Here is a 21538-nt window from a genome sequence, read left to right as displayed (position 1 = left end):
CAAGGGCAAATTTCATCACTAAAGTCTTTAATGCCAAAGGTAATCGGAGGTTGCACATATATGAGCTCATACTTTGAAGAAGTGCAGGCGTTACTCACAATTGTGGGAGAAGAGGAAAAGCATTCAATTAAGAAATCCGTGGAACATATCTCAAAAGCAGTGATGTCGGATGGAGTCATCCATTTATTCGGAAGCGGACACTCTCATATTTTGACGGAAGAGGTATTCTACCGGGCAGGTGGGTTAGCCGCGATTCGTCCTATTTTCGTTGAAGATTTGATGCTTTTTAAGGGTGCATCAAGGGCCTCCCAACTTGAACGGCAAAATGACCTAGCAGAGAAATTCATGCATGATGAGGATATCCGTCCTGGTGATATCTGTATCGTCATTTCATCATCTGGCGTGAATCCCGTTCCCATTGATGTCGCGACAATCGCAAAAGAAAAAGGGGCCTTTGTCATTGGACTAACATCACCGGAATATGCAAAAAGTTGTCTTTCACGGCATAAACAGAAGCATTATCTTCACGATGTCGTTGATTTGGTCATAGATAATCATATTTCCAAAGGTGACACATTACTGAAATCAAATAATATATCTTTTGGTTCTGGATCGACCGTGATCGGGGCCGTTCTCCTCAATATGATTTTTACGCAAGTCATCCAAACGATTATTGAATCGGGGGAAACCCCTCCCGTATTCCTAAGCAGTAATATCGAAGGGGCCGATGAACACAATCAAAAGATCATCGCGAAATATAAAACAAGAATCCCCCAATTGTGAATCGGTTTAGCCAAAAAGGAATACATAAGCTTTTATGTTCCTCATAAAGCAGTCACGATGAAATATTAAAGAAGGCATCCATGCGGATGCCTTCTTTAGTTTAAAGGTACTTCCCTTTATTCCTTATTTTTTAAAAACGGCCACCAATTCGCATTTCCAAACGTCGCAACCATCACTGGAATAAACAATGGCAATATGACAAACGCATATAAAGCAAGCCCCACCAATATTAAAGTGGCAATCTCCATTAGCGATAATACGCCTGCTGGCATCATGGCAGCAAAAGTTCCGCCAAGAATTACGGCTGCCGAGATGATCACCGTTCCCATTTTCCTCATGGATAGTAACATCGCTTCCTTGACCGGCTTATCTTTCCATTCGTTAAAGCGATCCATCAAGAAAATGCTATAGTCAATGCCAAGAGCAATCAAGATGACGAATGCAAAGAAAGGAACGGCCCAGCCGATGCCTGCATAACCGAGAATATTAACAAAAATCAACTCTGTAATGGCTGCCGCTGTATAATAGGTCAAAACGAGCGAAACAATCAAATATATCGGCATGACCAGGGATCGGAGCATGAAAAAGAGAATGATTGCGATACCCGACAGCATCAAAACGACCGTCCGGGAAAAATCCTCCTCAGACATCGTTCCCAAGTCATGATGCGTACTTGTGATACCGCCTATCGCCACTTGCGCATTTTCTAGCTTTGTATCTTTCGTTACTCTTTCAACGGTTGCTTCAATCGAATCGATTTGCTCGATTGCTTCATTGGAATATGGATTCGCCTTGAATACCACATCCATGGTCATGATCTTACCATCTTCAGATAAATACGAGTTCAATGCTTCCTTGAATTCTTCGCTTTCCACTACTTCTTTTGGAATGTACATACCTGTTACAGTTTTATCCGTTTTTGCCAGCCCTGATAAATAACCCTGTGCAGATGATAGTCCATCATGGACTTCATTCAGTCCATCCGCACTTTCATTCAATCCATCTGTCAAATCAGTAAGTTGCCCGCCGAGGCTTGAAAAACCATTTAGGAGTTCTTGCTGCCCATTACTTAAGCTGGTAAGTCCTCCTTTAAATCCTGACAGATTATTTATGACTTCACCCTGACCATTGGCCATGGTGCTTAGGCCTCTTTGTAAAGTGTCAACACCTGAAATCAATTGGTTCAGGCCCTCCCCAAGAGAGGTTTGACCCTTTACGATATTTGCCATACTTTGGTTCGCTGTATTCAAACCGCCGGACACTGTACCAAGACTCCTATTGAGTTCGGAAAGGCCTGCTGCCATGGGCTCCAAGCCACCCTGTGCCCCTTGTACGGTTTGCTTGATCGTTTGATAGGACTGATCAGCCTGTAATTCTGGATGAGTGGCTTCCATTTGCTCAAAGGAAGTATTTAAACCAGCAAGGCTTTGTGATACGCCCGTAAGGTTAGTTTGAATCTCTTTGTAACCCCCTGTGAGCTCACTTAACCCATTAGCTGATTGTTTATAGCCTTCGAGGAGCTGTCCGCTTCCGGTGGCGAGCTTCTCCAGATTTGCCTTGACCTCATTCAGTCCGTTTTTTATGTCCCCAGTCCCTGAAGACCCATCGCGTATGCCTGCTTCAATGCTTGTTAACGCCTTCTCGACCTGACCTACGCCACTTTTTAATTCATTGGTCCCGGATATGAGACCCCCTATACCGTCCGTCGCTTGCTTCAAGCGCGGCCCTGAATCGGAAAGCTCACTGCCTGCCGTTTTTAACCCCTCACTTATTTGTTTAATGCCTTCATTTCCTTCCCCGATACCCTTTTCCAAAGTTTCGGCTTGATTCGCGACAAATAAGTCCTTAATCGGTTCACCTGCCGGGCGGGTCATGGAACGAACTACATCGACTTCATCCACCTTGACGACTTCCTGGCTGATTTTTTCAGCAAGTGCGACGTAATCTTCCGAATCCATACGTTCGTCATTTTTGATGACAATCTGTGTTGGCATCGATTGTCCGGGACCGAATTCATCGGAAATGATATTAAATGCCATGATGGAAGGAACATCATCACCCGCTTCTTCAAGGGAGTTATAAGAAATTTCCCCATCATACATAACCAAAAAAGGAACACAGACGATTGCAACGATCATTAGCGCCAACAATGGGCGGTTCAAGGAGAAGTTACCGAGCATTCCCCATAGTTTACTTTCACTATGCGCAAGCTTCCCTTTTGCCGGCCAGAATAGCTTTTTGCCAAGAACCGCCATGAAAAATGGAACGATCGTATAAAGGGCGATCATTAAAATGAAAACCCCTATGGCAACGGCCGCCGCAGATTGATAGAGCTTAAAAGTAGAAAAACCTATTGCCGCAAAGCCAATCATTACGGTTAGCCCACTGAAGAATACAGTCTTACCGGCAGTTCGGTATGTTTCCATGATCGCTTCAGGTAAGGACTCCTGTGACGATAGCTCCTCCTTGAAGCGACTAAGCAGCAGTATGCAATAATCAGTCCCGATTCCAAATAAAATACCAACCAGGAATATTTGGGTGTAAGACGAAATCGGAAAGTCCCATTTATCCACCAGGAATGAGACGATGGATTGTGAACATAAATATGTGAAGCCGACTGTTACCAACGGAATGATCGGTGTCACCACTGAACGGAAGACTATCAGCAATACCGCCAGAATGAAGACAACCGTGATGCCTTCAGTTTTCTTAAGCCCCTCTTGGGAATTGGCATTAAGATCTTCATCGATCATCCAGCTGCTTGTGTAATAATGCTCGACATCCACTTCCTTCAACTCTTTATAAAGGGAATCGATCACTTCCTTAGCTTCTCGGTCACCCTTGACCATCGTGATGGATGTCAAAACCGTGGTTTCATTCTCCGAGACCAACTGACCTTTTAGCGAGGGCTCATTAAAATGGGTCATGACCTCTTTGATGCCAAGCTCCGCTTTATTCTTTTCAAGCTTTTGGATCGCTATTTCAATCTCTTTCAATTCCGAGGAAGACAACTTCTTATCACCATGAAATACGAGAGCCACTTGTGACTCATCCTTATCCTGGATCTCTTTCATTAGCTCATTGGCCATCCCAGAGGAATACTCTGCCGGTACATCCAGCTGTCCCTTATTCCGGACAAGGTCCGCCATATTCGGTGCGGCAAACAATAAACCTGCTGTAATTGCAACCCAAGCGATAATGACCAGCCATCTTCCCTTTATGATTCCCCTCATTTATATTTCCTCCCATTCCTCATTCTTCATTTGAATGAAAATTTGTGCCAGCTTCTCATATGTATCAAGGAATCTAACGATCTCTTCATAATCGAATTTCGTCATGATGCTCTCTACCAATTTATGAATCTTATTTTCCGTTTCCTGTAACAATGCTTTCCCCTCTTTGGAAAGCTTCAAGTGAAAGACCCTCCGGTCAACCAGGTCCTGTTCCCGTTCTATCAATCCTTTGCCTTCCAGCCTGTTGATATTGGAAGTGACGGCACTCTTATTAATATAAAAGGCATCACTGATTTCCGTCGAAGTACATAATCGTTGTTGTTCAATGAACCGTAAAGTATAGTATTGTTCGTTCGTCAGCACATCACAAATCTGATCTTTTATTAAAAGTTCCCCCATCTTATTTACATAGAAGGAGACTTTCATATATCGATCAATCAATTCGGAAACTTTTTCATTAGTCATCGTTACACCTCACAAAAGTAGTTCAGTCATTTAACTATATGTAGCTTACTATTGTTTTATTTATTTCGTCAATCCCATGAAAGTTTATTATTTCCAGTTTAACTTATGGTAAATAAGGGAAAACCAAAGTAAGCAAACAATCTACTATTCTTAAGGAGGAAATATAAATGACTCAAACAACTATCGAAACTCAATCGAATAGCAAACTATTAAAAGGGATTCTAATCGGGGGACTTGTTGGTGGTGCGTTAACCTTGCTTGACTCCAACACAAGAAATAAAGTGAAGCGTTCAGCCGTCCTTTTAAAAGACAACTCCATGAATATGATTGAACAGGTTAAGGAAAATCCCAGCGAAATGAAGGAACAGATGGTATCAGGAGTCAAAGGGGCAACAGAGACGATTAAAGAAGCCATCAACGACGTTGAAACCTTATATGAAACTGTCAATGAAGACGTGGTGGGTAAAGTTTCCGAAGTAAAGGATATCTCCACTAATGCCCTTGGTACAGCTAAGGACGCCACAAGTGAATTAAAAGACATCAGTTCAAAAGTGGTCGTTGCCGGTAAACAACTGAAAGAAACGCCATCACAATCATTGAAATCCGATAATAAAAAAGGTGAAAAAGAGAGTGATGAAGTCGTTACCAAATCAGGTTTATCCAATAAAAAATCCATTTCATCCAACTTTTAATATAAAAAAAGCTGAGGCAATATGCCCCAGCTTTTTTTATATCATTTAATAACCTTATTCAGAACCCTCTAGTTTATTCGTTATCTCATGGTCCTTTTTCACTTCAGCTAACCAAACGGGATATTCCTCTTGTAATCTTTCAGAAATCAGTGTTTCCTTGATCACTTCTTTACTGTCTTCTAAATTAGCTTTTTTTGCTTCCTTCTTACCGGTTACCTTTATGATGTGGTAACCATAATCGGATTTGACTGGATCACTGACTTTATCGATATCAAGATCAAAGGCAACATCTTCAAACTCATCCACCATATCACCTTTCCCAAAATACCCCAAGCTTCCACCCTTATCTGCCGTTTCTGTATCAGTGGAATATTTAGCTGCCAATTTAGCGAAATCACCGCCGTCTGCAATTTCCTTCGCAACTTTTTTAGCCGTTTTTTCGTCTTCGACTAAAATATGACTAGCCTCCACTTGTTCCGCTTGTGCAAATGTATCTTTATTATCCTCAAAATACGTACTGATTTCATCGTCTGTCACGGTAATTCTCGGTTCAATCAGTTTTTTCGTTTGCAGATAAACCACGATGTCCTTTTTCAAGGCTTCCATGGACGAACCGCTTGCTTCCAATTGCTCTTTTAATGCCTTTTCATCACCGTAGGACTCAACCATCGTATCGATTTCTTTCTGGATTTCTTCATCCTTAATTTTAATTCCTTCTTTTTCCGCTTCCAATTCAACCAATTTATTCGTAATTAACAGGTCTAAAGTATCTGCTCCGTACCCTGCAACAAGCGCGTCATACAGCTCATCCTTATTGATTTTCTCACCATCTATACTTGCCATTGTCTTATCCGTGGACGAAATCATCGCAAAAGCCATGATCCCGGCAATGATTAAAATGCTCCCTGCCCAAACATATGCCTTCGTGCTTCTTAATAGTTTCATGAATAGTCTCCCTTATTTTTTCTATTATCATAGCTTGGGAATATTAATTAATCCTTAAGATTTTAATTCCACCTGCAGTATGCATTAATTCAATCATTATACTAACATACTTATATCCCCACTGAAATTTTAGAGTATTACTAAAAAACTGACCTGCTACCAACTTACATTGCTATACAGTCTCAATCTAAATTATACCGTTATATTGACTTTGACCATATAGGTTACAGAGGTGAAGCTGTGGGAGAAAATCTCGTCAAAACCAGAAAAAAGCATGGTGTAAGGGGAATTCCTTTACACCATGCTTTTTCGTTTTATTTACGATGCATCTTAAATTCAAGGAAGAGTTCATTGTAATGGGCCAAGTTTTTCTTGCCAAGGTTTTCGTATACTTCCAGTTTCTTTGTCATTTCCGGTGATGGATAGAAACGTTCATCCTTCACCACTTCTTCAGGCATATATTTCAACGCTTCCTTATTAGGTGTCGAGTAGCTTACATATTCAGCATTCTGTGCTGCAACTTTCGGGTCCAGCATGAAGTTGATGAACTGGTGAGCCGCATCGACATTTTTGGTTGTTTTCGGGATGACCATATTATCAAACCATAAATTGGACCCCTCTTTTGGTACTACGTATTCGAGATCTTCATTTTCAGCCATTATTTCAGAGGCAACTCCAGACCAAACAAGACCAATCGCCGCTTCCTGGGCTTCCAATAGCATGCGGCTTTCATCTCCAACGATCGCTTTAATATTCGGGGTGAGTGCATCAAGCTTGGACTTTGCCTCTTGAAGGTGTTCTTCATCTATATCATTCAATGAATAGTTCAAAGAGTTCAGTCCCATGCCTATCACTTCTCTAGCCCCATCCGTCAAAAGGATTTCATTTTTTAAATCTTTATCCCATAAATCCGCCCAAGCCGTTATCTCTTTGCCACCGAGCATCTTGGAGTTGTAAACAATTCCAACCGTTCCCCAAAAATACGGCACGGAATATTTATTCTCCGGATCGAATGGCAGATTGATGAATCGTTCATCGATATTTTTCAAATTTGGTAGCTTGGAATGATCCAAGGGAACCAGTAAGTCCTCTTGCCTCATCTTATCGATCATATACTCAGACGGAATGGCAATATCATAAGTCGTACCGCCCTGTTCGATTTTCGTCATCATTGCCTCATTGGAATCGAACGTCTCATAAATGACCTTTATACCTGTTTCTTCTTCAAAACGGTCGATTAGATCCGTATCGATGTAATCGCCCCAATTATAGATGGTAAGCGTATTGCTGCTAGTAAACCCCTGCGATGAATTCAATCTGGAAATCGCATATAGCAGCAAAGCGGATACGAGGGATATGATCAAAAACATTTGGACCAGCCTTTTCATCGTTTCCCCCCCATTCCCGTTTGCCTTACACGTTGAGTTATATAGTAATAAACGACAACCAACAGTAGTGTCACGACGAATAGCAGTGTCGATAGGGCATTGATATTCAATGAAATTCCACGGCGGGCCAATGAATAGATTTCCACAGATAGAGTGGAAAAGCCATTACCGGTCACAAAGAACGTAACCGCAAAATCATCAAGGGAATAAGTCAATGCCATAAAAAAACCAGCAAAGATACCTGGTAAGATGTATGGCAGGATGACCTTCGTCAATACATCCCACCGACTTGCCCCTAAATCTCGGGCCGCATCAATTAAGGTAGGGCTCATTTCCTGAAGTTTCGGAAGGACCAGCAGCACAACGATCGGGATGCTGAAAGCGATATGCGACAACAGTACCGAGTAGAATCCAAGCTTGATCCCGGCCATTGTGAATAAAATCAGGAAGGAGGCACCGATGATGACATCGGGACTGACAATCAATACATTATTCAATGACAATACCGTATTCCTAGCTTTACTGCTCGTAAAGGACCGAATTCCAATGGCCCCTATCACCCCTATGATAGTGGCGATCAGTGCAGATAATAAAGCGATCACAAGTGTATTCAATACAATGATCAACAGCCTTGTATCTTGGAATAGCTCTTTGTACCACTCCATCGTGAACCCTTTAAAATCATACATCGTTCCACCGCTGTTAAAAGAGTAAAAGACTAAAAAGAAAATCGGTGCATAGAGTATGAGAAAAATCAACACGAGAAACGCTTTTGATATTGGTGATAATTTATTGCCCAATTTACACACCCTGCTTTCGGTTACCCGTTACAAACATAATCAGGAACATTATAATAATCAAAAATACCGCGATAGTGGAACCCATGCCCCAATCCTGTGTCACAAGGAAGTGCTGCTCGATAGCCGTACCAAGCGTAATGACGCGGTTACCGGCAATCAGCCTTGTAAGCATGAACAATGAAAGTGCCGGGATGAAGACTACCTGGCATCCCGTCTTCACACCATCTAACGTCAATGGAAAAATGACGCGGCGGAATGTCATCCATCGGGACGCTCCCAAGTCGTTGGCCGCATCCAAAAGGGTTGGATTCATTTTATCAAGCGCATTGAATATCGGTAAAATCATAAACGGGATGAAAATATAAACCGAAACGAAGATGAAGCTGAAATCCGTAAAGAGAATCTGCTGCTTTCCAATCCCTACAGCCTCCAGAAAACCATTCGCCACACCATACGTGCCAAAAATACCAATGAAGGCATAAGCTTTCAAAAGTAAATTGATCCAGGAAGGTACGATAATCAACAAAAGCCACAACTGCTTATGCTTGGTTTTCGTTAATAGATATGCTGTCGGGTAAGCCACTAAAAGGGATATTCCCGTAATCAGGAAAGCATACCAAAATGAACTTAAAGTCATTTTTAAATATACTGGCGTAAAGAACTTTTGATAGTTAATCAAAGAGAGATTGCCTTCAATGTCAAAGAAGGAATAGTAAAGGATTAACAAAATGGGTGCAATCACGAATAAAGCAATCCATAAGACATAGGGTATGAAGTAAATATTCCGGGATATTTTATTCTGCATGACTTTCCCCATCATGATAAGCTTCCAAACGCTTATCGAATTCTTCTTCAGTTTCACCCAATCGCATGACATGAATCGATTCTGGATCGAAATAAAGACCTATTTCATCTCCCACCGCCACTTTTTTCGTTGATTGGACAAGCCATTCATTTCCATCATGGTCATAACAGCTGATTTCATAATGAACACCACGAAATAGCTGGGAGTCCACCCGAACTTGCAGTTTTCCGCGATCGACGGAGGTTATCTCTAAATCTTCCGGGCGGATGACAATATCGACAGCTTCATTACTGTTCAATCCTTGGTCGACACATTCGAACTGTCTGCCGACGAATTCCACGAGGTAATCTTCAATCATTTTTCCTTTTACAATATTAGACTCACCGATGAAATCGGCAACGAATCGATTCAGCGGTTCATCATAAATATCCGTAGGGGTCCCACTTTGCTGAATTTTCCCTTTGTTAAGGACAAAAATCTCATCTGACATCGCTAATGCTTCCTCTTGGTCATGAGTGACGAAGATAAACGTGATTCCAAGTCTTTGTTGCAGCTCCCGCAATTCATATTGCATTTCTGTACGCAATTTCAAATCGAGGGCAGATAGCGGTTCATCAAGAAGGATGACTGCCGGTTCATTAACAATCGCCCTGGCAATCGCTACCCTTTGCCGTTGACCACCGGACATTTCCCTGATCTCCCGTTTATCATAACCCTCCAAATTTACAAAGCTAAGGGCTTCCTTCACCTTTTTTTCCACTTCCGTATTTTTCATTTTCTTGATCCGAAGGCCGAATGCTACATTTTCAAACACATTTAAATGCGGAAAAAGTGCGTAATCTTGAAATACCGTATTTACTTGCCTTTTATTGGCTGGTACATCATTGATCCTTTTTCCTTCAAAGTAAATATCACCTTTGGATGCCTCCGTAAATCCAGCAATCAAGCGAAGGATCGTGGTCTTCCCACAGCCGGAAGGACCCAAGAGCGTATAGAACTTCCCTCTCTCGATTTCAAAACTAACATTATCGAGAACTATCGTATCATCATCGAATTGCTTCGTAACCTGATCGAAGCGTATTATATTCCCGTTTGCCATAGCTACTTCCCTCTTTCCATTCCCTTACTTCATCCATCTTTACCTTAAATGAACCAATGCATTTGTCTTGAATTCTACAAGTAGGATTCCGTCACCACTAGCAATAACTCGGATGGACCTTTAAAATCATTGATGATTTGATGTTCATCTGAAGCATGAAAATAAATCGATTCCCCTGCCTTGACGAAATACGCATGAGTACCAAGCTTTACAATGACTCTTCCGCTTAATACATAACCGAATGTTTCCGACAAGGATGGTTCAAATTGTTTGAACTCCCCTTTTTCCTGAAGAGTCAAGCGAATCGGTTCCATTTCCTTCTCATTCGATTCAGGCACGAGCCACTGGATTTGATACCCTCGTTCCTCATCAATGAAAAATGTTTGCGCTTCTTCTTCATACACCACTTTTTGGACGTGATCCTCTTCATCGAAGAACTGCTTCGGCTTACAGCCGAGTACTTCTAAAATGTTGAAAAGAGTTTCAATTGAAGGGGAACTGAGATCCCTTTCTAACTGTGAAATATACCCTTTGCTTAAATCCGTTCTTTCCCCCAATTCTTCCTGGGTCAATCCTTTTTTCAAGCGAAGATTCTTAATTTTTTTTCCAATTTGCATCCTATTTACCCTCAATTGGTTTACTTATAGTAAACCCACAGTAGATAAAGTTTTATATAAGTAAACTTCCAGTTTAATTTTACGAATATTATTATACAGGAAATACTGGAAACTTCAATTGAAAGTTCCAGGAATGCATGAAAAAAGGACCGCCTACTGGCAGTCCTTCTTTTACAGCTTCAGACAAATCTCTTGCGCTTTCTTTTCGCCATCTGCAATACAGTCCGGGATTCCAACACCATTGTATGAACAGCCCGCAAGTAAAACATTCGGATAATTCTCGGAGATTTTCGCCTCCAGGGATTGAACGATTTGAGGATGTTTTATATGGTAGTTTGGCATATTTTCATGCCATTTCGTCACTTCACTTGTAATTGGAGTCCCAGAAATACTTAAACTTTTTTTAATGTCGCGTAAAGCCACCTGAATTAATTCCTGGTTTGTAAGGGACCGTAATCGTTCATATTCCGGACTTGAGCTTTTATAAAAAAGCCTTACTAAAAGCTGACTGTTTTCAGAAGTATGCTCCCATTTCCGGCTTGTCCAGGTACATGCATTACAGATCAAATCACTATTATCACCTGCAATGAAACCAGTCCCGTCTTTAGGAAGCTTACTGTCCGGGATATCGAATCCAAGATAAACGCTAATCATTGAACTATTGATCAAGCCAGCGAAGACTTGATCCAACTCCCGATCACCCAATAGTTTCTGGGCAGCTGTATGCGGTGTACTCAAAACAATGAAGTCCGTTTCCAGCGTTTCACCGTTTGCCAATGAAATGATATACCCCTGATCATTCTTTCTAATTTTTTCTGCCTTGATCCCTTTTAAAATTTCCACCATATCGAGGCTCTCCTCAATACGTTCAATCAATGCCGATAAGCCATTTTTAAACGAAAGGAACTTCCTATTTCCCTTGCTTTGGTATTTCTGCTTATTTTCCGATAAACCGCGTATTATGCTGCCATATTCATTTTTATAATCCAGCATCTCAGGCAGTGTTTTGGCAATGGTCAATTCATTTAATTTCCCTGAATAAACGCCCGATAGGACAGGTGATATCTGTTTTTCCACCAATTCCTTACCTAAGAAACTTTCAAGGAATAAACCGATTGAGTCATTTTTCGTAAACGTCTCATTTTTTGTATAGAAATCCTTTAAGGCGTCGACCTTCCCTTGTGCGGAAACCAGATCACTTTTCGCCAGGGACTCCAGGCTCATTGGAATTCCGAATAAGGCATCTTCCGGGATTCCCTTCAGCATGCCATCCGTATGGATAAATGATTTTCCCGTCGCATTATAGACAACTTGGTCCTCTAGGTTCAATTCTTCAAGAAATGGTACTATATTTTGCTTCCTTGCGACAATCGAATCGGCACCCGCTTCGATTTTAAAAGGACCATCATGCACTGTCCTGATTTTACCGCCTAATTTCTCATTTCCTTCTATTAATATCAATCGTACGGAGAGACTGTTCGCTTTAGCCGTTTTTTGTAAATAATACATGGTTGATAAACCGGTAATGCCTCCACCTACGACTACGATTGTTTTCATTAGGACTACACCTCGATTAACGAAATTTTCATTAAGTAAAGTGTACCATAAGGCAGCAGCAATATTAAAAACGGCCCTTCTAAATCATTAGTTTCGTAATGAAACCTGTAACAAATTGGACAAAAAAAGACCTCTCCTCTTTGGAAAAGGCTACATGCCAATTTGTCGTTTCTTATTCCATATCCTTGTTCATCGTATCTAATCTATACTCCATTATTTCCATCAACCCGCTTCTGCCTTCTTTTTGAATCCCTGTATCCTGATACCCCGCTTTCGCATAAAGCGTTTTTGCAATCACGTTCATGACGTCCACTGCCAGAATGATCGAATCCTTGTTTGGAAAAATCCCTTTTGCGAATTCCGGAAGGATTTGCAAAGCTTTCATTGCAACTCCTTTACCTTGATGCTTTTGATCAACAAGAAATCCACGGAGTAATATCGCTTTTTTATCGTTGGTGAAAGGGGTGATGGTCTCGCCAATATGTAAAACGAAAAAGCCAACTGGGATACCCTCAACCAATATTACGATAGGATGCCTGTCACAATCTTCCCGGCAATATTTCAGTGACTCTTCGGGCAAAGCTGAAAAAGGGGTTTGTGTATCCGGTAAATAAAACTGGGAAAGCTCGTGAAGATGTTCCGGTAAATAAGGCGTTAAGGTAACGGTCTTGATTTCCTTGTCCTGTTCCATTGGGCACACCACTTTCATCAATTATTGGATACTTAAAGATTCCATGCCTCCTCTTAAAATCCCTCCCCTAACGGGAAGAAGCACTGCCGAATATTTCGGCAGCGCTCCTTAAGTCAATCAATGGGTTTTTTCATTGATTGTCAGTGCTTCTCGTAAATTGATTTGCTGTCGGAGTATATTGGCAACATCACGGGAAATTTGTCGTTTTTCAAACATATCCTGCACTTCGTCCCGCTCCGCCTGAATCGCTTTATAAAATAGTTCCCTTTCATAATCGACCATTTTACTAGGGATTCGGCCTCTATTTTCCCGTTTGCATTTTAAAATCAACACTTTATACTCTTCTATGATCATCGAAGATGTCTCATGATTTTCAGAAGTGATACCCGCTTGCATCTCTTGGATGGCGGCTTTGTACATCCTGATTTTAAGGTCTCTCACCTTTTCCAATCTTTCTATATTGATCCTTCTTATTTCACTTTTATTAGGGAAAAATAATTTAAAAACCCTCAGCATACTTCTTCTGAAAAGCGTTACTGTCCTGAAAAAACGGAATTTCATTCGGTTTGTGACCGCGCCTTCCATACGCTGGATGTATTCCTTGCATATATACGCCGTCTCCCGATCCACTTTTTCATCCTTAATAAGTTTATCAAGGAATCTTTCCTCTGCTTCAAGGGCCTTGAAGCGAAGGACCTTCTCTTCTTCTCTTAATGCAGCTGGCTCTTTCTCCTGTTCTACATAGGACAATTCATTGATCTTTGAACAGTACCTCGAAATAATCGATAAAGCCGCTTCACGGTTTTCATCTGTCATTTGGGACTCAACCACCCGGATGGCCGCTTGATGTGTGTGAATGGCAGCAGCTTTCGTTTTGTCAGCCTGCTTGTCCACTACATCCTCCTCTTCGGATCGTGCTACGATTGGCAGAAATACACTTGCAACAATCAAGGTCAGCAATATGACGCCTGCTGCGATGAAGATGATTAACGAACGCTCAGGAAAAGGACTTCCATCTGCCAATACATATGGAATCGAGAACGAACCCGCTAACGTTACAGCTCCGCGAACACCGGAAATGGTAATGATTCCGGCAGCTTTGAAGTCTGGTTTTTGGGCGCCTGCTTTTTTCGTCATCCAACCAATCGACCAGGCAGCCGTAAGCCAAATGAATCGTAAAGCGAAGAGGAAAAGTGTAATGATCACGATATAAAGGAGCACTTGTCCATTATTGAAGGCTGGATCTTGAAAGATAGTCTTCGCAACGCTTGGGATTTGCAAGCCAAGCAAAACGAATACAAGTCCATTCAATACATATAAAATGACGGACCATGTACTCTTTGAAACGACCTGAAGTTCTACAGTTGGTGATATTTCCCGATCTCGTTCAATGGCATGGACAATTCCCCCAGCCACGACCGCTAAAATCCCAGAAAGGTGGAAATGTTCCACAGCGAGGAAAATAATAAAAGGAGTTAGGATTTGGATCAACATATGCATCGTGACGTCTTCCATCCCTAAGCGGCGAAGAAATACACGAAGCCTGATTACAACGAAAGCAAGTATTGCTCCACCTACAAACCCACCAATTGCAATCCATATGAAACTGAAGGTTGCGTCGACTAAGGAGAAAACACCAGTGACTGTAGCTGCTACGGCAAACTTGAAGGCAACCAGACCTGAGGCATCATTCATTAGCCCCTCTCCTTCGAGAAGGTGCATAATGCTCTTAGGCAGCTTAACCCGACTCGCCAAAGCGCTTACTGCCACTACATCTGTAGGTGACAAAATGGCAGCTAAAGCAAATGCTGCCGGCAATGGAATCGATGGAATCATCCAATTAATTAGATACCCGCCTGCCCAAACCGTTATGAATACTAGGCCCAGTGCAAGCATTAGAATGGGTGCTCTCAACTTCCATAGCGCTGTGCGGGGTACATTTTTGCCATCATTGAATAAAAGGGGCGCGATGAATAGCAGCAAAAACAATTCCGTCTCCATCTCAACATGCATACCCAAGGGTAAAAGTGCCAGTATGACACCTAGTGCTATTTGTATTAATGGTACAGGTATAAAAGGTATAAAATGGTTAATTACATTAGACACTCCAATCAATATAAGAAGGGCTAATATAACAAGGAAAAACTCCATACAAACATCAAACTTCCTCTCTCATCTATTATCATAACTATAAGCGTAACATATTTATACCCAACCATTCATGCATTAACTATTCTAACCTAGAACCCTCCTGAATAATGATGCTTTTTATATAAGCAAAGGACCTTATGAATACAAAATCAACCCAATACCTCAACGGATTTACATCGGAAAATATGGTGACCGTCTATTGAATGGAAAAAAGCTGATTGGCTATCCTAATCAGCTTTTCCCACATGATAATGACAATGGTCATTGTGAAAGATATGACCCACATAACAAGTTGGCACTAACACGCTCATTTTGTTCCCGGGACAAACAGACGAAGATGTTTGTGCAGTACATTCGCCTTAAAAGGAAGAAGAAAGCCTTCATCACCATCTATATTGACTGCAAGTTCCTCTGTTGTGGATAAATGGAGCTTGGATGTTTGAATATATTCAACCTCATCATGTCCTTTGATCTCTCCCCTCATTAAACTGGGAATGATCTTGACGATAAGAGGAAGAGATAAATCCTTAATGATGAATGTGTGCAGCTTTCCATCATTCACTTCCGCCTCCGGTGCAAGTTGTTCGAAACCGCCGACAGAGTTAGTCATTGTCGCAATCAGTAAATGAGCCTCACCCATCCACCTGCCCTGATCATGTTCAACCGTTAAAGGAAACGGATTCTTTTTAATGACTGCTTTTGCTCCTTCAATGAAATATGCAAAAGACCCCAGTCGGGTTTTTTGTTCAACGGACACATTATAGGTAGCCTCGGCGATTGCCCCTACTGCCAACACATTCATGAAGTAACGATCATTGATCTTCCCTATGTCCGATTCCTTAATATGCATATCCTTTAGTATCTCAATAGCTGCATCGGGATTCATGGGTATACCCAATGATCTAGCAAAATCATTAATGGTTCCTAGTGGAATGATTCCGAAAATTGGCCGATGTTGCTGCTCGCCCAAGCCATTCACTATCTCGTTCACCGTTCCATCCCCACCCATGGAAATGACCGCATCGAACCTTTCTTCACAGGCTTCCATAGCAAAACCCGTAGCATCCCCCTCTCCTTCGGTTTTCCTAACGGACACCTCATCATAAATATCACCAAGCGCCTTTTCCGCTTTCGGCAAAATCTTTCCTGCCTTTTCCTTACCTGAAGATGGATTTATGATAATCATCACTTTCGACATATGCTACCTCCCATTATTTGTACTTCTATTAGCAAGTTACCTCTTTACTGAAGTACTAAAACCAAACGGACAATTTTTCTGATTGTTGAATAAAGAAGTTATCCAGTAACTTCCAAATTATTGCTTCAGTTTAGACGGTTTGCTGTCATTTTAGAACAAGCTCTTATTGTTACATGGACTGTGAAACAGGCATTCATTGATCACTGATCTTCCTGTTCTACATCTGTTACAATTACACCTATTCATATCAATTGAAAATTGTCTGTCCCTTTCGCTCCTTCGTATTTTTTTTCATCTATAAAATGAATTTTCTCTTCAAATCCCTCCTTACCATGAAGAAAAAAACAAAAAATAATAGCTGATAAACCCCTTCTCTATAGGGTTTTCAGACTCTACATGAAATAAATTTCAAATTTTCTGTAAAATACCTATACATTTTCCAAATTCGGGTATATACTGTATTATAACAACAAACAAACAACAATAACTGTACTATAAAGAGGAGGAGCGAGACATGCAAGATTATCAATCAGATTCATTCATAATCGATTCATTTAAATATTGCCCTGAATGTGGTGAAACACATGTGGACCACTCAGATTCCTATCTGTTGGAATGCGATCGCTGCCTTTCCAAACGTGAAGAATAATTCGGTCGAAAAAAAAAACATTATTAAGGAGGAAATAATCATGCAACTGAAAAAATCCATTGAATTTTTCAACAATATCCCTGCTAAAAATTGCCCTGAGTGCGGTGACCATATTATTGAACACTCCGAATCCTACTTAATGGAATGTGATCGCTGCCTTTCCAAACGCGAAGACTAATTAAACCAATTCAAAAAGGAGGGAACCATCATGCAAACTAAAAACCCATTGGAATTCTTCAGGTCACTGCCACCTAAACAATGTACGGAATGCGGCACCCATATCATCGAACAAGCTGAATCCTACCTCTTGGAATGTGACCGCTGCCTTTCCAAACGCGAAGACTAATTAAACCAATTCAAAAAGGAGGAACCATCATGCAAACTAAAAACCCATTGGAATTCTTCAGGTCACTGCCACCTAAACAATGTACGGAATGCGGCACCCATATCATCGAACAAGCTGAATCCTACCTCTTGGAATGTGACCGCTGCCTTTCCAAACGCGAAGACTAACTAAACCAAATCATAAGGAGGAACCATCATGCAAACTAAAAACCCATTGGAATTCTTCAGGTCACTGCCACCTAAACAATGTACGGAATGCGGTACTCATATCACTGAACAAGCAGAGTCCTACCTCTTGGAATGTGACCACTGCCTTTCCAAAAAAGATGAATATTAAAAAAAGATGCTGACATCAAAAAGCTATAAAGGCCATTTTGATGTCAGCATTAACCTTGTATTAGTTTCCCTTTCCTTACATTCAAAAAAGGATGTCCTTGGGACACCCTGCAGTCGCAACTATTTTTTACTTACCAATATATTTATCTACATATTTTCCACTGACCTTCCTGCTGCTGTACTGTAAGAAGTCCAATGCAAAAATCATGAATTCAAGGCCAAGACGCTTATCTGAACGCATAAAATCCGCACCTAAAAGTTTCTCCAATTTTTCAAGCCTATGATATAGCGTTTGCCGGACAATGAATAGTTGTTTTGATGTTTCCTGTTTAGAACCATTACAAGCAAGATAGGTCTTCAGGGTTGGCATTAACTCACCATTGTTTTGCTTGTCATATTCAATGACGGGACCTAAATACTCATGCACCGTTTCCTCCAGATTACCATGTTTATTTATGAGCGAAATCATGCGATGCATATGTAAATCCTGATAAAAGAAGCTCCTGTTATCCTCTGGTAAGGTATCCTGAAGCAGCAGAGTCTCGCGGGCCGTTTCATAACTTTTATAAATCTCACTTAACCTTTGAACATGCTTTCCAAAACCAATGGAAAGCAGACTCATACGATTACGCCCGCTTACATCCATTTTCATGATTCGGTCCACTGCGCTTGTCACCCTTGATTTCCAATCTTCAGATGAACGATTATCACCTAAAATAAAAACTAGATGCTGATGTATTTCCATAGAAAATATCTGAAAGCCGTACTGTTCAAAAACTGTCTTAAACATTATCTTAAAATAGGTTCCATCTAATTTTGCAGAACTTTTATTATACCTTGGGTGTTGTTTGCAAATGCAAACAATTCCGCCATCCAACTGCATTTTCGGATCAATATAGGAAAGCCTTTCCCGGATTGCTTCGTCACTATACTCACCTTCAATCCAATTTGTAAGCCATTTACTCTCCTCCGACATTTTCTTTTCTTCTATATATAATTCCCTTAATAGATGCTGTGCCAATGCGGTAGCCGTTCGATCCAAAATCAGTGAATCAAAGTCCGTCAGTTCTCTGTCGTTGCTGCAAATAAGCAGTTCCGCATAATTTTCACCAAGTACTTGAATTGGCTGTCTAAAAACGGATTTATCCATTTTTCGCTTTTCTTCGTATATGTCCGCTACCATTTGATAGGTTATTTTTTTCTTTGTTTTTGGAATGCTGGCTATATCGTTCTCATTGAAGATAAGAATAACCTGTACATTTAAATAGCTGTGGAGAAATTTTAGAATTGGTTCATAATGGTCAATTTCGAGGAGATTTTTATTTAACTGCTGGGAGTAGTTTTCTAAGTTGGAGATCATTTGATATTGTTTATTGATGATAAGGGAATGAATATCCTGAGTGATTTCCACGAAAGGGACTTCTTCATGAAAAAGGATGATAGGGAATTGCTGTTCATTTGCAAGATCAATTGCACATTGCGGCACTGCCATGGTGTTGGCGCCAATCTCTATACAGAGTCCAGCTGCATTACATTCAATTAACTGTTTTAAGTAAGATAGAAATGTGTCATCGCAATCTTTCCACCCTAAACCGGTAGTCAGAATCAGTTCATTTCCATTTAACAAATGGCTGATTTGGGTGACTTCCATGCAGTGGACCCACTTCACTTGACGCTTTATCCCACTGCTACCTGCAATTATATCCGTCAGATTAAAATGCTTGCGTGTTAGAATTTCCTCGATTGTAATCGATGTATTCATCCATCCACATCCTTTTATAAAACTGCTTTAAAATCTATTATAAACGGACAATCCTTAAATCTCCAGACACTTGTCAGAAAATCTAACGTCAAAATTCTACAAAAAATTCGCCACTTTTCCACACGCACATGGCTCCTGGGAAAACAAAAATCCACATTACCTGTTCATTCACTTTCAACATCTATCATTACCCTCTTTTAATGAAAGTCTAAACAGGTACAAGAATAAGGACCCATTCATGTGGAATAGGCCCGGTTCATAACTATTTCAATTCAATTTCCTGAAAAGCAGGGTAGAGAAGTATTTTCTTCCTTCAGGGGTTTTGATGTTCAATTGCTTCCATTCCTGCTTCGTTCCTTCAATCAGTTCAAAATCGAGAAAAGCTCCGCTTAAATTTTCTGAAACCCGGGTGATTCGATATCCTCTTTCAAGTAAAAAATCAATTTGTTCCCTTTCTAAGCGATACTCTTGATATTCGGACATTTCCATTCCCCCTTTTTTTTACACGTTCCCCTTACCAGCTGAAGCCGTAATAACCATCTCTTCTTCAAGTTCTGGACCTTTTTCGACTTTCCAATCCCTGCCGACGGAAATACCCAAATATTTCTCATCGCTTGGATCAATGATTTCAGCTTGTTCATATTTCTTGAACCACCAATACTTAGCCAAGATATAATAACTTGCACTCCCAAGAACAAAGCCAATAATAAACGAATAATTTGAAAAAATCGTTGCACCGATTCCTCCAATCACCCAAGAAATGATTCCTGCCCAATTCACTCCATTCAAGTATTTATACTGACCATCGCTCTCATAGAGCTCCTGGACATTAACCCGCCGTTTACGGAGAAAATAATAATCCGCTATCAGGATGCCGACAATGGATGCCAAGATTCCACCTATTATTAATAAAACTTCTATTATGATGCCGAACAGGCTCCATGGCTGAACTACTATCCCAATAACCCCTGCTACAACGACGCCTGCCCAAAATGGCATTTTAGGACCCATGATATTGGAGAAAATGGTAGCTGCGGGAATGACATTGGCCGTAGTATTCGTCGACCATTGAGCAAATACGATCATGATTAATAGGACCCCGAGAGCAACTCCACTTGCTGATCCCTGAATAGCAACTACGGGATCATAATTGGAAACAGCCATATAAGAAACCGCTCCGATTATGACCATGAAAGTCTGAGTGATGGGATAGGTGATAATATTCCCAATTATCTGCCCCTTATTGCGCTTGAACCAATTTTTTTCATTTTTTGGTGCCTTTATATAGCGGGAGAGTGTTGGCATATCTGCAGTTAATGTGCCCCAAAATCCCATATTGGCCATAATGACGACCATGAATGCCGTAACGGCAGCCCCGCCAGTGACCGGACTTTCAATCCAGGACCATACATCCCTTCCTTGGGCCACAGCTTGATCGGAAAGAGTGAAATACATCCAGCCAGAAATTAAAATGATAACGGGCGCTGCCAAGTCGGCAAAACGTTCTATCGACTTTATTCCCATTGCTGTGTTGACCAATTGTAAAACGGCAAAAATGAGGAAGCAGATAAACCAATTATCAAAATCAAAAAGGGTTGTAAAGATAGCATTCATTGCGGTAGCTCCAAAGTATGTGTTAAGGCCAAACCAGCATGAAGCTACAAACCCCCGTACAACCGAAGGGATATGGGTGCCAATCGTACCGAACGGCGCCCTCATATAGACTGGGAAGGATATTCCGTGCTCAACACCAATATCCCCTGTCATTGTCATCAGAAAGCCGAGAACCACACAGGCAATGATCGTTGCAAGAACGACCCAGCCTAAAGATAAACTTTGAACACCGTTCCCACCGATCGCGAAGGCAGCCAATACTACAGCCATGCCCACCCAAATAAAACCAAATCCGGCTGCACTTATGTTTTTCTCACTATGAGGTATAGGCAGCAAATCGGGAGACTTTAAATAATCTTTCTTCTCACTCATATAAAATCCCCCTATATTAATTTGCATGATTCCTTA

Annotated in this window: 22 protein-coding genes; 7 read left to right on the top strand and 15 right to left on the bottom strand. The window is 41.0% G+C overall.

Going from position 1 to position 21538, the window contains the following annotated elements; translation table 11 throughout:
• Positions 1 to 30 precede the first annotated feature (30 nt).
• Positions 31 to 783, top strand: a complete 753-nt coding sequence (locus QUF78_RS02000) for an SIS domain-containing protein (RefSeq protein WP_483313821.1) — start codon at positions 31 to 33, stop codon at positions 781 to 783.
• Between the two features lie 116 nt (positions 784 to 899).
• On the opposite strand, the gene QUF78_RS01995 is transcribed toward QUF78_RS02000, so the two are convergent.
• Both QUF78_RS01995 and QUF78_RS01990 read right to left on the bottom strand, forming a co-directional pair.
• Positions 900 to 4016, bottom strand: a complete 3117-nt coding sequence (locus QUF78_RS01995; RefSeq protein WP_289323383.1) for an MMPL family transporter — start codon at positions 4014 to 4016, stop codon at positions 900 to 902.
• Positions 4017 to 4481, bottom strand: coding sequence for a MarR family winged helix-turn-helix transcriptional regulator (locus tag QUF78_RS01990; RefSeq protein WP_289318710.1), 465 nt, complete (start codon positions 4479 to 4481; stop codon positions 4017 to 4019).
• Positions 4482 to 4648: 167 nt separating this feature from the next.
• Between QUF78_RS01990 and QUF78_RS01985 the strand changes: the two genes are divergently transcribed.
• Positions 4649 to 5173 carry a YtxH domain-containing protein gene (locus QUF78_RS01985; protein ID WP_289323382.1) on the top strand — a complete coding sequence of 175 codons (525 nt, stop codon included), beginning with the start codon at positions 4649 to 4651 and terminating at the stop codon, positions 5171 to 5173.
• A 54-nt stretch (positions 5174 to 5227) separates the two neighbouring features.
• Here the strand turns inward: QUF78_RS01985 and QUF78_RS01980 are convergent, their stop codons facing one another.
• The 10 genes from QUF78_RS01980 to QUF78_RS01935 form a co-directional block, all read right to left on the bottom strand.
• Entirely contained in the window at positions 5228 to 6118 is an 891-nt protein-coding gene (locus tag QUF78_RS01980; RefSeq protein WP_289323381.1) for a peptidylprolyl isomerase, read from the bottom strand.
• Between the two features lie 314 nt (positions 6119 to 6432).
• The gene (locus tag QUF78_RS01975; RefSeq protein WP_289318707.1) at positions 6433 to 7506 is read right to left on the bottom strand and encodes an ABC transporter substrate-binding protein; all 1074 of its coding nucleotides are present in this window, start codon (positions 7504 to 7506) and stop codon (positions 6433 to 6435) included.
• Complete coding sequence (locus QUF78_RS01970) at positions 7503 to 8306, bottom strand: ABC transporter permease (RefSeq protein ID WP_289318706.1); 804 nt, start codon at positions 8304 to 8306, stop codon at positions 7503 to 7505. Before QUF78_RS01970 ends, QUF78_RS01975 begins: the two co-directional genes overlap by 4 nt.
• Before the next feature lies 1 nt (position 8307).
• Complete coding sequence (locus QUF78_RS01965; RefSeq protein ID WP_289323380.1) at positions 8308 to 9111, bottom strand: ABC transporter permease; 804 nt, start codon at positions 9109 to 9111, stop codon at positions 8308 to 8310.
• Positions 9101 to 10210 carry an ABC transporter ATP-binding protein gene (locus QUF78_RS01960; protein ID WP_289318704.1) on the bottom strand — a complete coding sequence of 370 codons (1110 nt, stop codon included), beginning with the start codon at positions 10208 to 10210 and terminating at the stop codon, positions 9101 to 9103. The genes QUF78_RS01965 and QUF78_RS01960 overlap by 11 nt, the downstream gene beginning before the upstream one ends.
• Before the next feature lie 74 nt (positions 10211 to 10284).
• Positions 10285 to 10827: a helix-turn-helix domain-containing protein gene (locus tag QUF78_RS01955; protein WP_289323379.1), complete on the bottom strand. Its 543-nt coding sequence runs from the start codon at positions 10825 to 10827 to the stop codon at positions 10285 to 10287.
• 171 nt (positions 10828 to 10998) lie between these two features.
• The gene (locus QUF78_RS01950) at positions 10999 to 12384 is read right to left on the bottom strand and encodes a protoporphyrinogen oxidase (protein WP_289323378.1); all 1386 of its coding nucleotides are present in this window, start codon (positions 12382 to 12384) and stop codon (positions 10999 to 11001) included.
• A gap of 172 nt (positions 12385 to 12556) precedes the next feature.
• A complete protein-coding gene (locus QUF78_RS01945) occupies positions 12557 to 13093 on the bottom strand; it encodes a GNAT family N-acetyltransferase (RefSeq protein ID WP_289323377.1) in 537 nt (178 codons plus the stop codon).
• Between the two features lie 99 nt (positions 13094 to 13192).
• The gene (locus tag QUF78_RS01940; protein WP_289323376.1) at positions 13193 to 15226 is read right to left on the bottom strand and encodes a Na+/H+ antiporter; all 2034 of its coding nucleotides are present in this window, start codon (positions 15224 to 15226) and stop codon (positions 13193 to 13195) included.
• Between the two features lie 307 nt (positions 15227 to 15533).
• Positions 15534 to 16424, bottom strand: coding sequence for a diacylglycerol/lipid kinase family protein (locus QUF78_RS01935; protein WP_289323375.1), 891 nt, complete (start codon positions 16422 to 16424; stop codon positions 15534 to 15536).
• A gap of 514 nt (positions 16425 to 16938) precedes the next feature.
• On the opposite strand from QUF78_RS01935, the gene yhfH (QUF78_RS01930) reads away from it, so the two are divergent.
• The 5 genes from yhfH (QUF78_RS01930) to yhfH (QUF78_RS01910) are packed head-to-tail and all read left to right on the top strand — an operon-like array spanning position 16939 to position 17755.
• On the top strand, positions 16939 to 17073 hold the full coding sequence (gene yhfH / locus QUF78_RS01930; protein WP_289318698.1) for a protein YhfH: 135 nt from the start codon (positions 16939 to 16941) through the stop codon (positions 17071 to 17073).
• A 40-nt stretch (positions 17074 to 17113) separates the two neighbouring features.
• Positions 17114 to 17251, top strand: a complete 138-nt coding sequence (gene yhfH, locus QUF78_RS01925) for a protein YhfH (RefSeq protein WP_289323374.1) — start codon at positions 17114 to 17116, stop codon at positions 17249 to 17251.
• A 30-nt stretch (positions 17252 to 17281) separates the two neighbouring features.
• Complete coding sequence (yhfH, locus tag QUF78_RS01920) at positions 17282 to 17419, top strand: protein YhfH (protein WP_289318696.1); 138 nt, start codon at positions 17282 to 17284, stop codon at positions 17417 to 17419.
• A gap of 29 nt (positions 17420 to 17448) precedes the next feature.
• Positions 17449 to 17586 carry a protein YhfH gene (yhfH, locus tag QUF78_RS01915; RefSeq protein ID WP_289318696.1) on the top strand — a complete coding sequence of 46 codons (138 nt, stop codon included), beginning with the start codon at positions 17449 to 17451 and terminating at the stop codon, positions 17584 to 17586.
• 28 nt (positions 17587 to 17614) lie between these two features.
• Entirely contained in the window at positions 17615 to 17755 is a 141-nt protein-coding gene (gene yhfH, locus QUF78_RS01910; RefSeq protein ID WP_289318694.1) for a protein YhfH, read from the top strand.
• 126 nt (positions 17756 to 17881) lie between these two features.
• Here yhfH (QUF78_RS01910) and QUF78_RS01905 read toward each other — a convergent pair whose 3' ends face one another.
• The 3 genes from QUF78_RS01905 to QUF78_RS01895 form a co-directional block, all read right to left on the bottom strand.
• Positions 17882 to 19516, bottom strand: a complete 1635-nt coding sequence (locus QUF78_RS01905) for a PucR family transcriptional regulator (protein WP_289323373.1) — start codon at positions 19514 to 19516, stop codon at positions 17882 to 17884.
• Positions 19517 to 19783: 267 nt separating this feature from the next.
• The gene (locus QUF78_RS01900) at positions 19784 to 19999 is read right to left on the bottom strand and encodes a hypothetical protein (RefSeq protein WP_057915016.1); all 216 of its coding nucleotides are present in this window, start codon (positions 19997 to 19999) and stop codon (positions 19784 to 19786) included.
• Between the two features lie 18 nt (positions 20000 to 20017).
• Entirely contained in the window at positions 20018 to 21502 is a 1485-nt protein-coding gene (locus QUF78_RS01895; RefSeq protein WP_289323372.1) for an NCS1 family transporter, read from the bottom strand.
• Positions 21503 to 21538 lie beyond the last annotated feature (36 nt).

It is taken from the genome of Peribacillus sp. ACCC06369 (genome assembly GCF_030348945.1).
Lineage (GTDB): Bacteria > Bacillota > Bacilli > Bacillales > DSM-1321 > Peribacillus.
The sequence above is the reverse complement of the archived record's forward strand: the minus strand, read 5'-3'. Positions and strand labels throughout refer to the sequence as shown.

Bases quoted from the DNA above. Each gene is read 5' to 3' on its own strand.
- QUF78_RS01935 (WP_289323375.1), bottom strand. From the start codon at position 16,424: ATGTCGAAAGTGATGATTATCATAAATCCATCTTCAGGTAAGGAAAAG.
- QUF78_RS01965 (WP_289323380.1), bottom strand. From the start codon at position 9,111: ATGCAGAATAAAATATCCCGGAATATTTACTTCATACCCTATGTCTTA.
- QUF78_RS01905 (WP_289323373.1), bottom strand. From the start codon at position 19,516: ATGAATACATCGATTACAATCGAGGAAATTCTAACACGCAAGCATTTT.
- yhfH (WP_289318698.1), top strand. From the start codon at position 16,939: ATGCAAGATTATCAATCAGATTCATTCATAATCGATTCATTTAAATAT.
- QUF78_RS01955 (WP_289323379.1), bottom strand. From the start codon at position 10,827: ATGCAAATTGGAAAAAAAATTAAGAATCTTCGCTTGAAAAAAGGATTG.
- yhfH (WP_289318696.1), top strand. From the start codon at position 17,449: ATGCAAACTAAAAACCCATTGGAATTCTTCAGGTCACTGCCACCTAAA.
- QUF78_RS02000 (WP_483313821.1), top strand. From the start codon at position 31: ATGCCAAAGGTAATCGGAGGTTGCACATATATGAGCTCATACTTTGAA.
- QUF78_RS01980 (WP_289323381.1), bottom strand. From the start codon at position 6,118: ATGAAACTATTAAGAAGCACGAAGGCATATGTTTGGGCAGGGAGCATT.
- QUF78_RS01960 (WP_289318704.1), bottom strand. From the start codon at position 10,210: ATGGCAAACGGGAATATAATACGCTTCGATCAGGTTACGAAGCAATTC.
- QUF78_RS01945 (WP_289323377.1), bottom strand. From the start codon at position 13,093: ATGAAAGTGGTGTGCCCAATGGAACAGGACAAGGAAATCAAGACCGTT.
- yhfH (WP_289323374.1), top strand. From the start codon at position 17,114: ATGCAACTGAAAAAATCCATTGAATTTTTCAACAATATCCCTGCTAAA.
- yhfH (WP_289318696.1), top strand. From the start codon at position 17,282: ATGCAAACTAAAAACCCATTGGAATTCTTCAGGTCACTGCCACCTAAA.
- QUF78_RS01900 (WP_057915016.1), bottom strand. From the start codon at position 19,999: ATGTCCGAATATCAAGAGTATCGCTTAGAAAGGGAACAAATTGATTTT.
- QUF78_RS01950 (WP_289323378.1), bottom strand. From the start codon at position 12,384: ATGAAAACAATCGTAGTCGTAGGTGGAGGCATTACCGGTTTATCAACC.
- QUF78_RS01995 (WP_289323383.1), bottom strand. From the start codon at position 4,016: ATGAGGGGAATCATAAAGGGAAGATGGCTGGTCATTATCGCTTGGGTT.
- QUF78_RS01985 (WP_289323382.1), top strand. From the start codon at position 4,649: ATGACTCAAACAACTATCGAAACTCAATCGAATAGCAAACTATTAAAA.
- QUF78_RS01940 (WP_289323376.1), bottom strand. From the start codon at position 15,226: ATGGAGTTTTTCCTTGTTATATTAGCCCTTCTTATATTGATTGGAGTG.
- QUF78_RS01975 (WP_289318707.1), bottom strand. From the start codon at position 7,506: ATGAAAAGGCTGGTCCAAATGTTTTTGATCATATCCCTCGTATCCGCT.
- QUF78_RS01895 (WP_289323372.1), bottom strand. From the start codon at position 21,502: ATGAGTGAGAAGAAAGATTATTTAAAGTCTCCCGATTTGCTGCCTATA.
- QUF78_RS01990 (WP_289318710.1), bottom strand. From the start codon at position 4,481: ATGACTAATGAAAAAGTTTCCGAATTGATTGATCGATATATGAAAGTC.
- yhfH (WP_289318694.1), top strand. From the start codon at position 17,615: ATGCAAACTAAAAACCCATTGGAATTCTTCAGGTCACTGCCACCTAAA.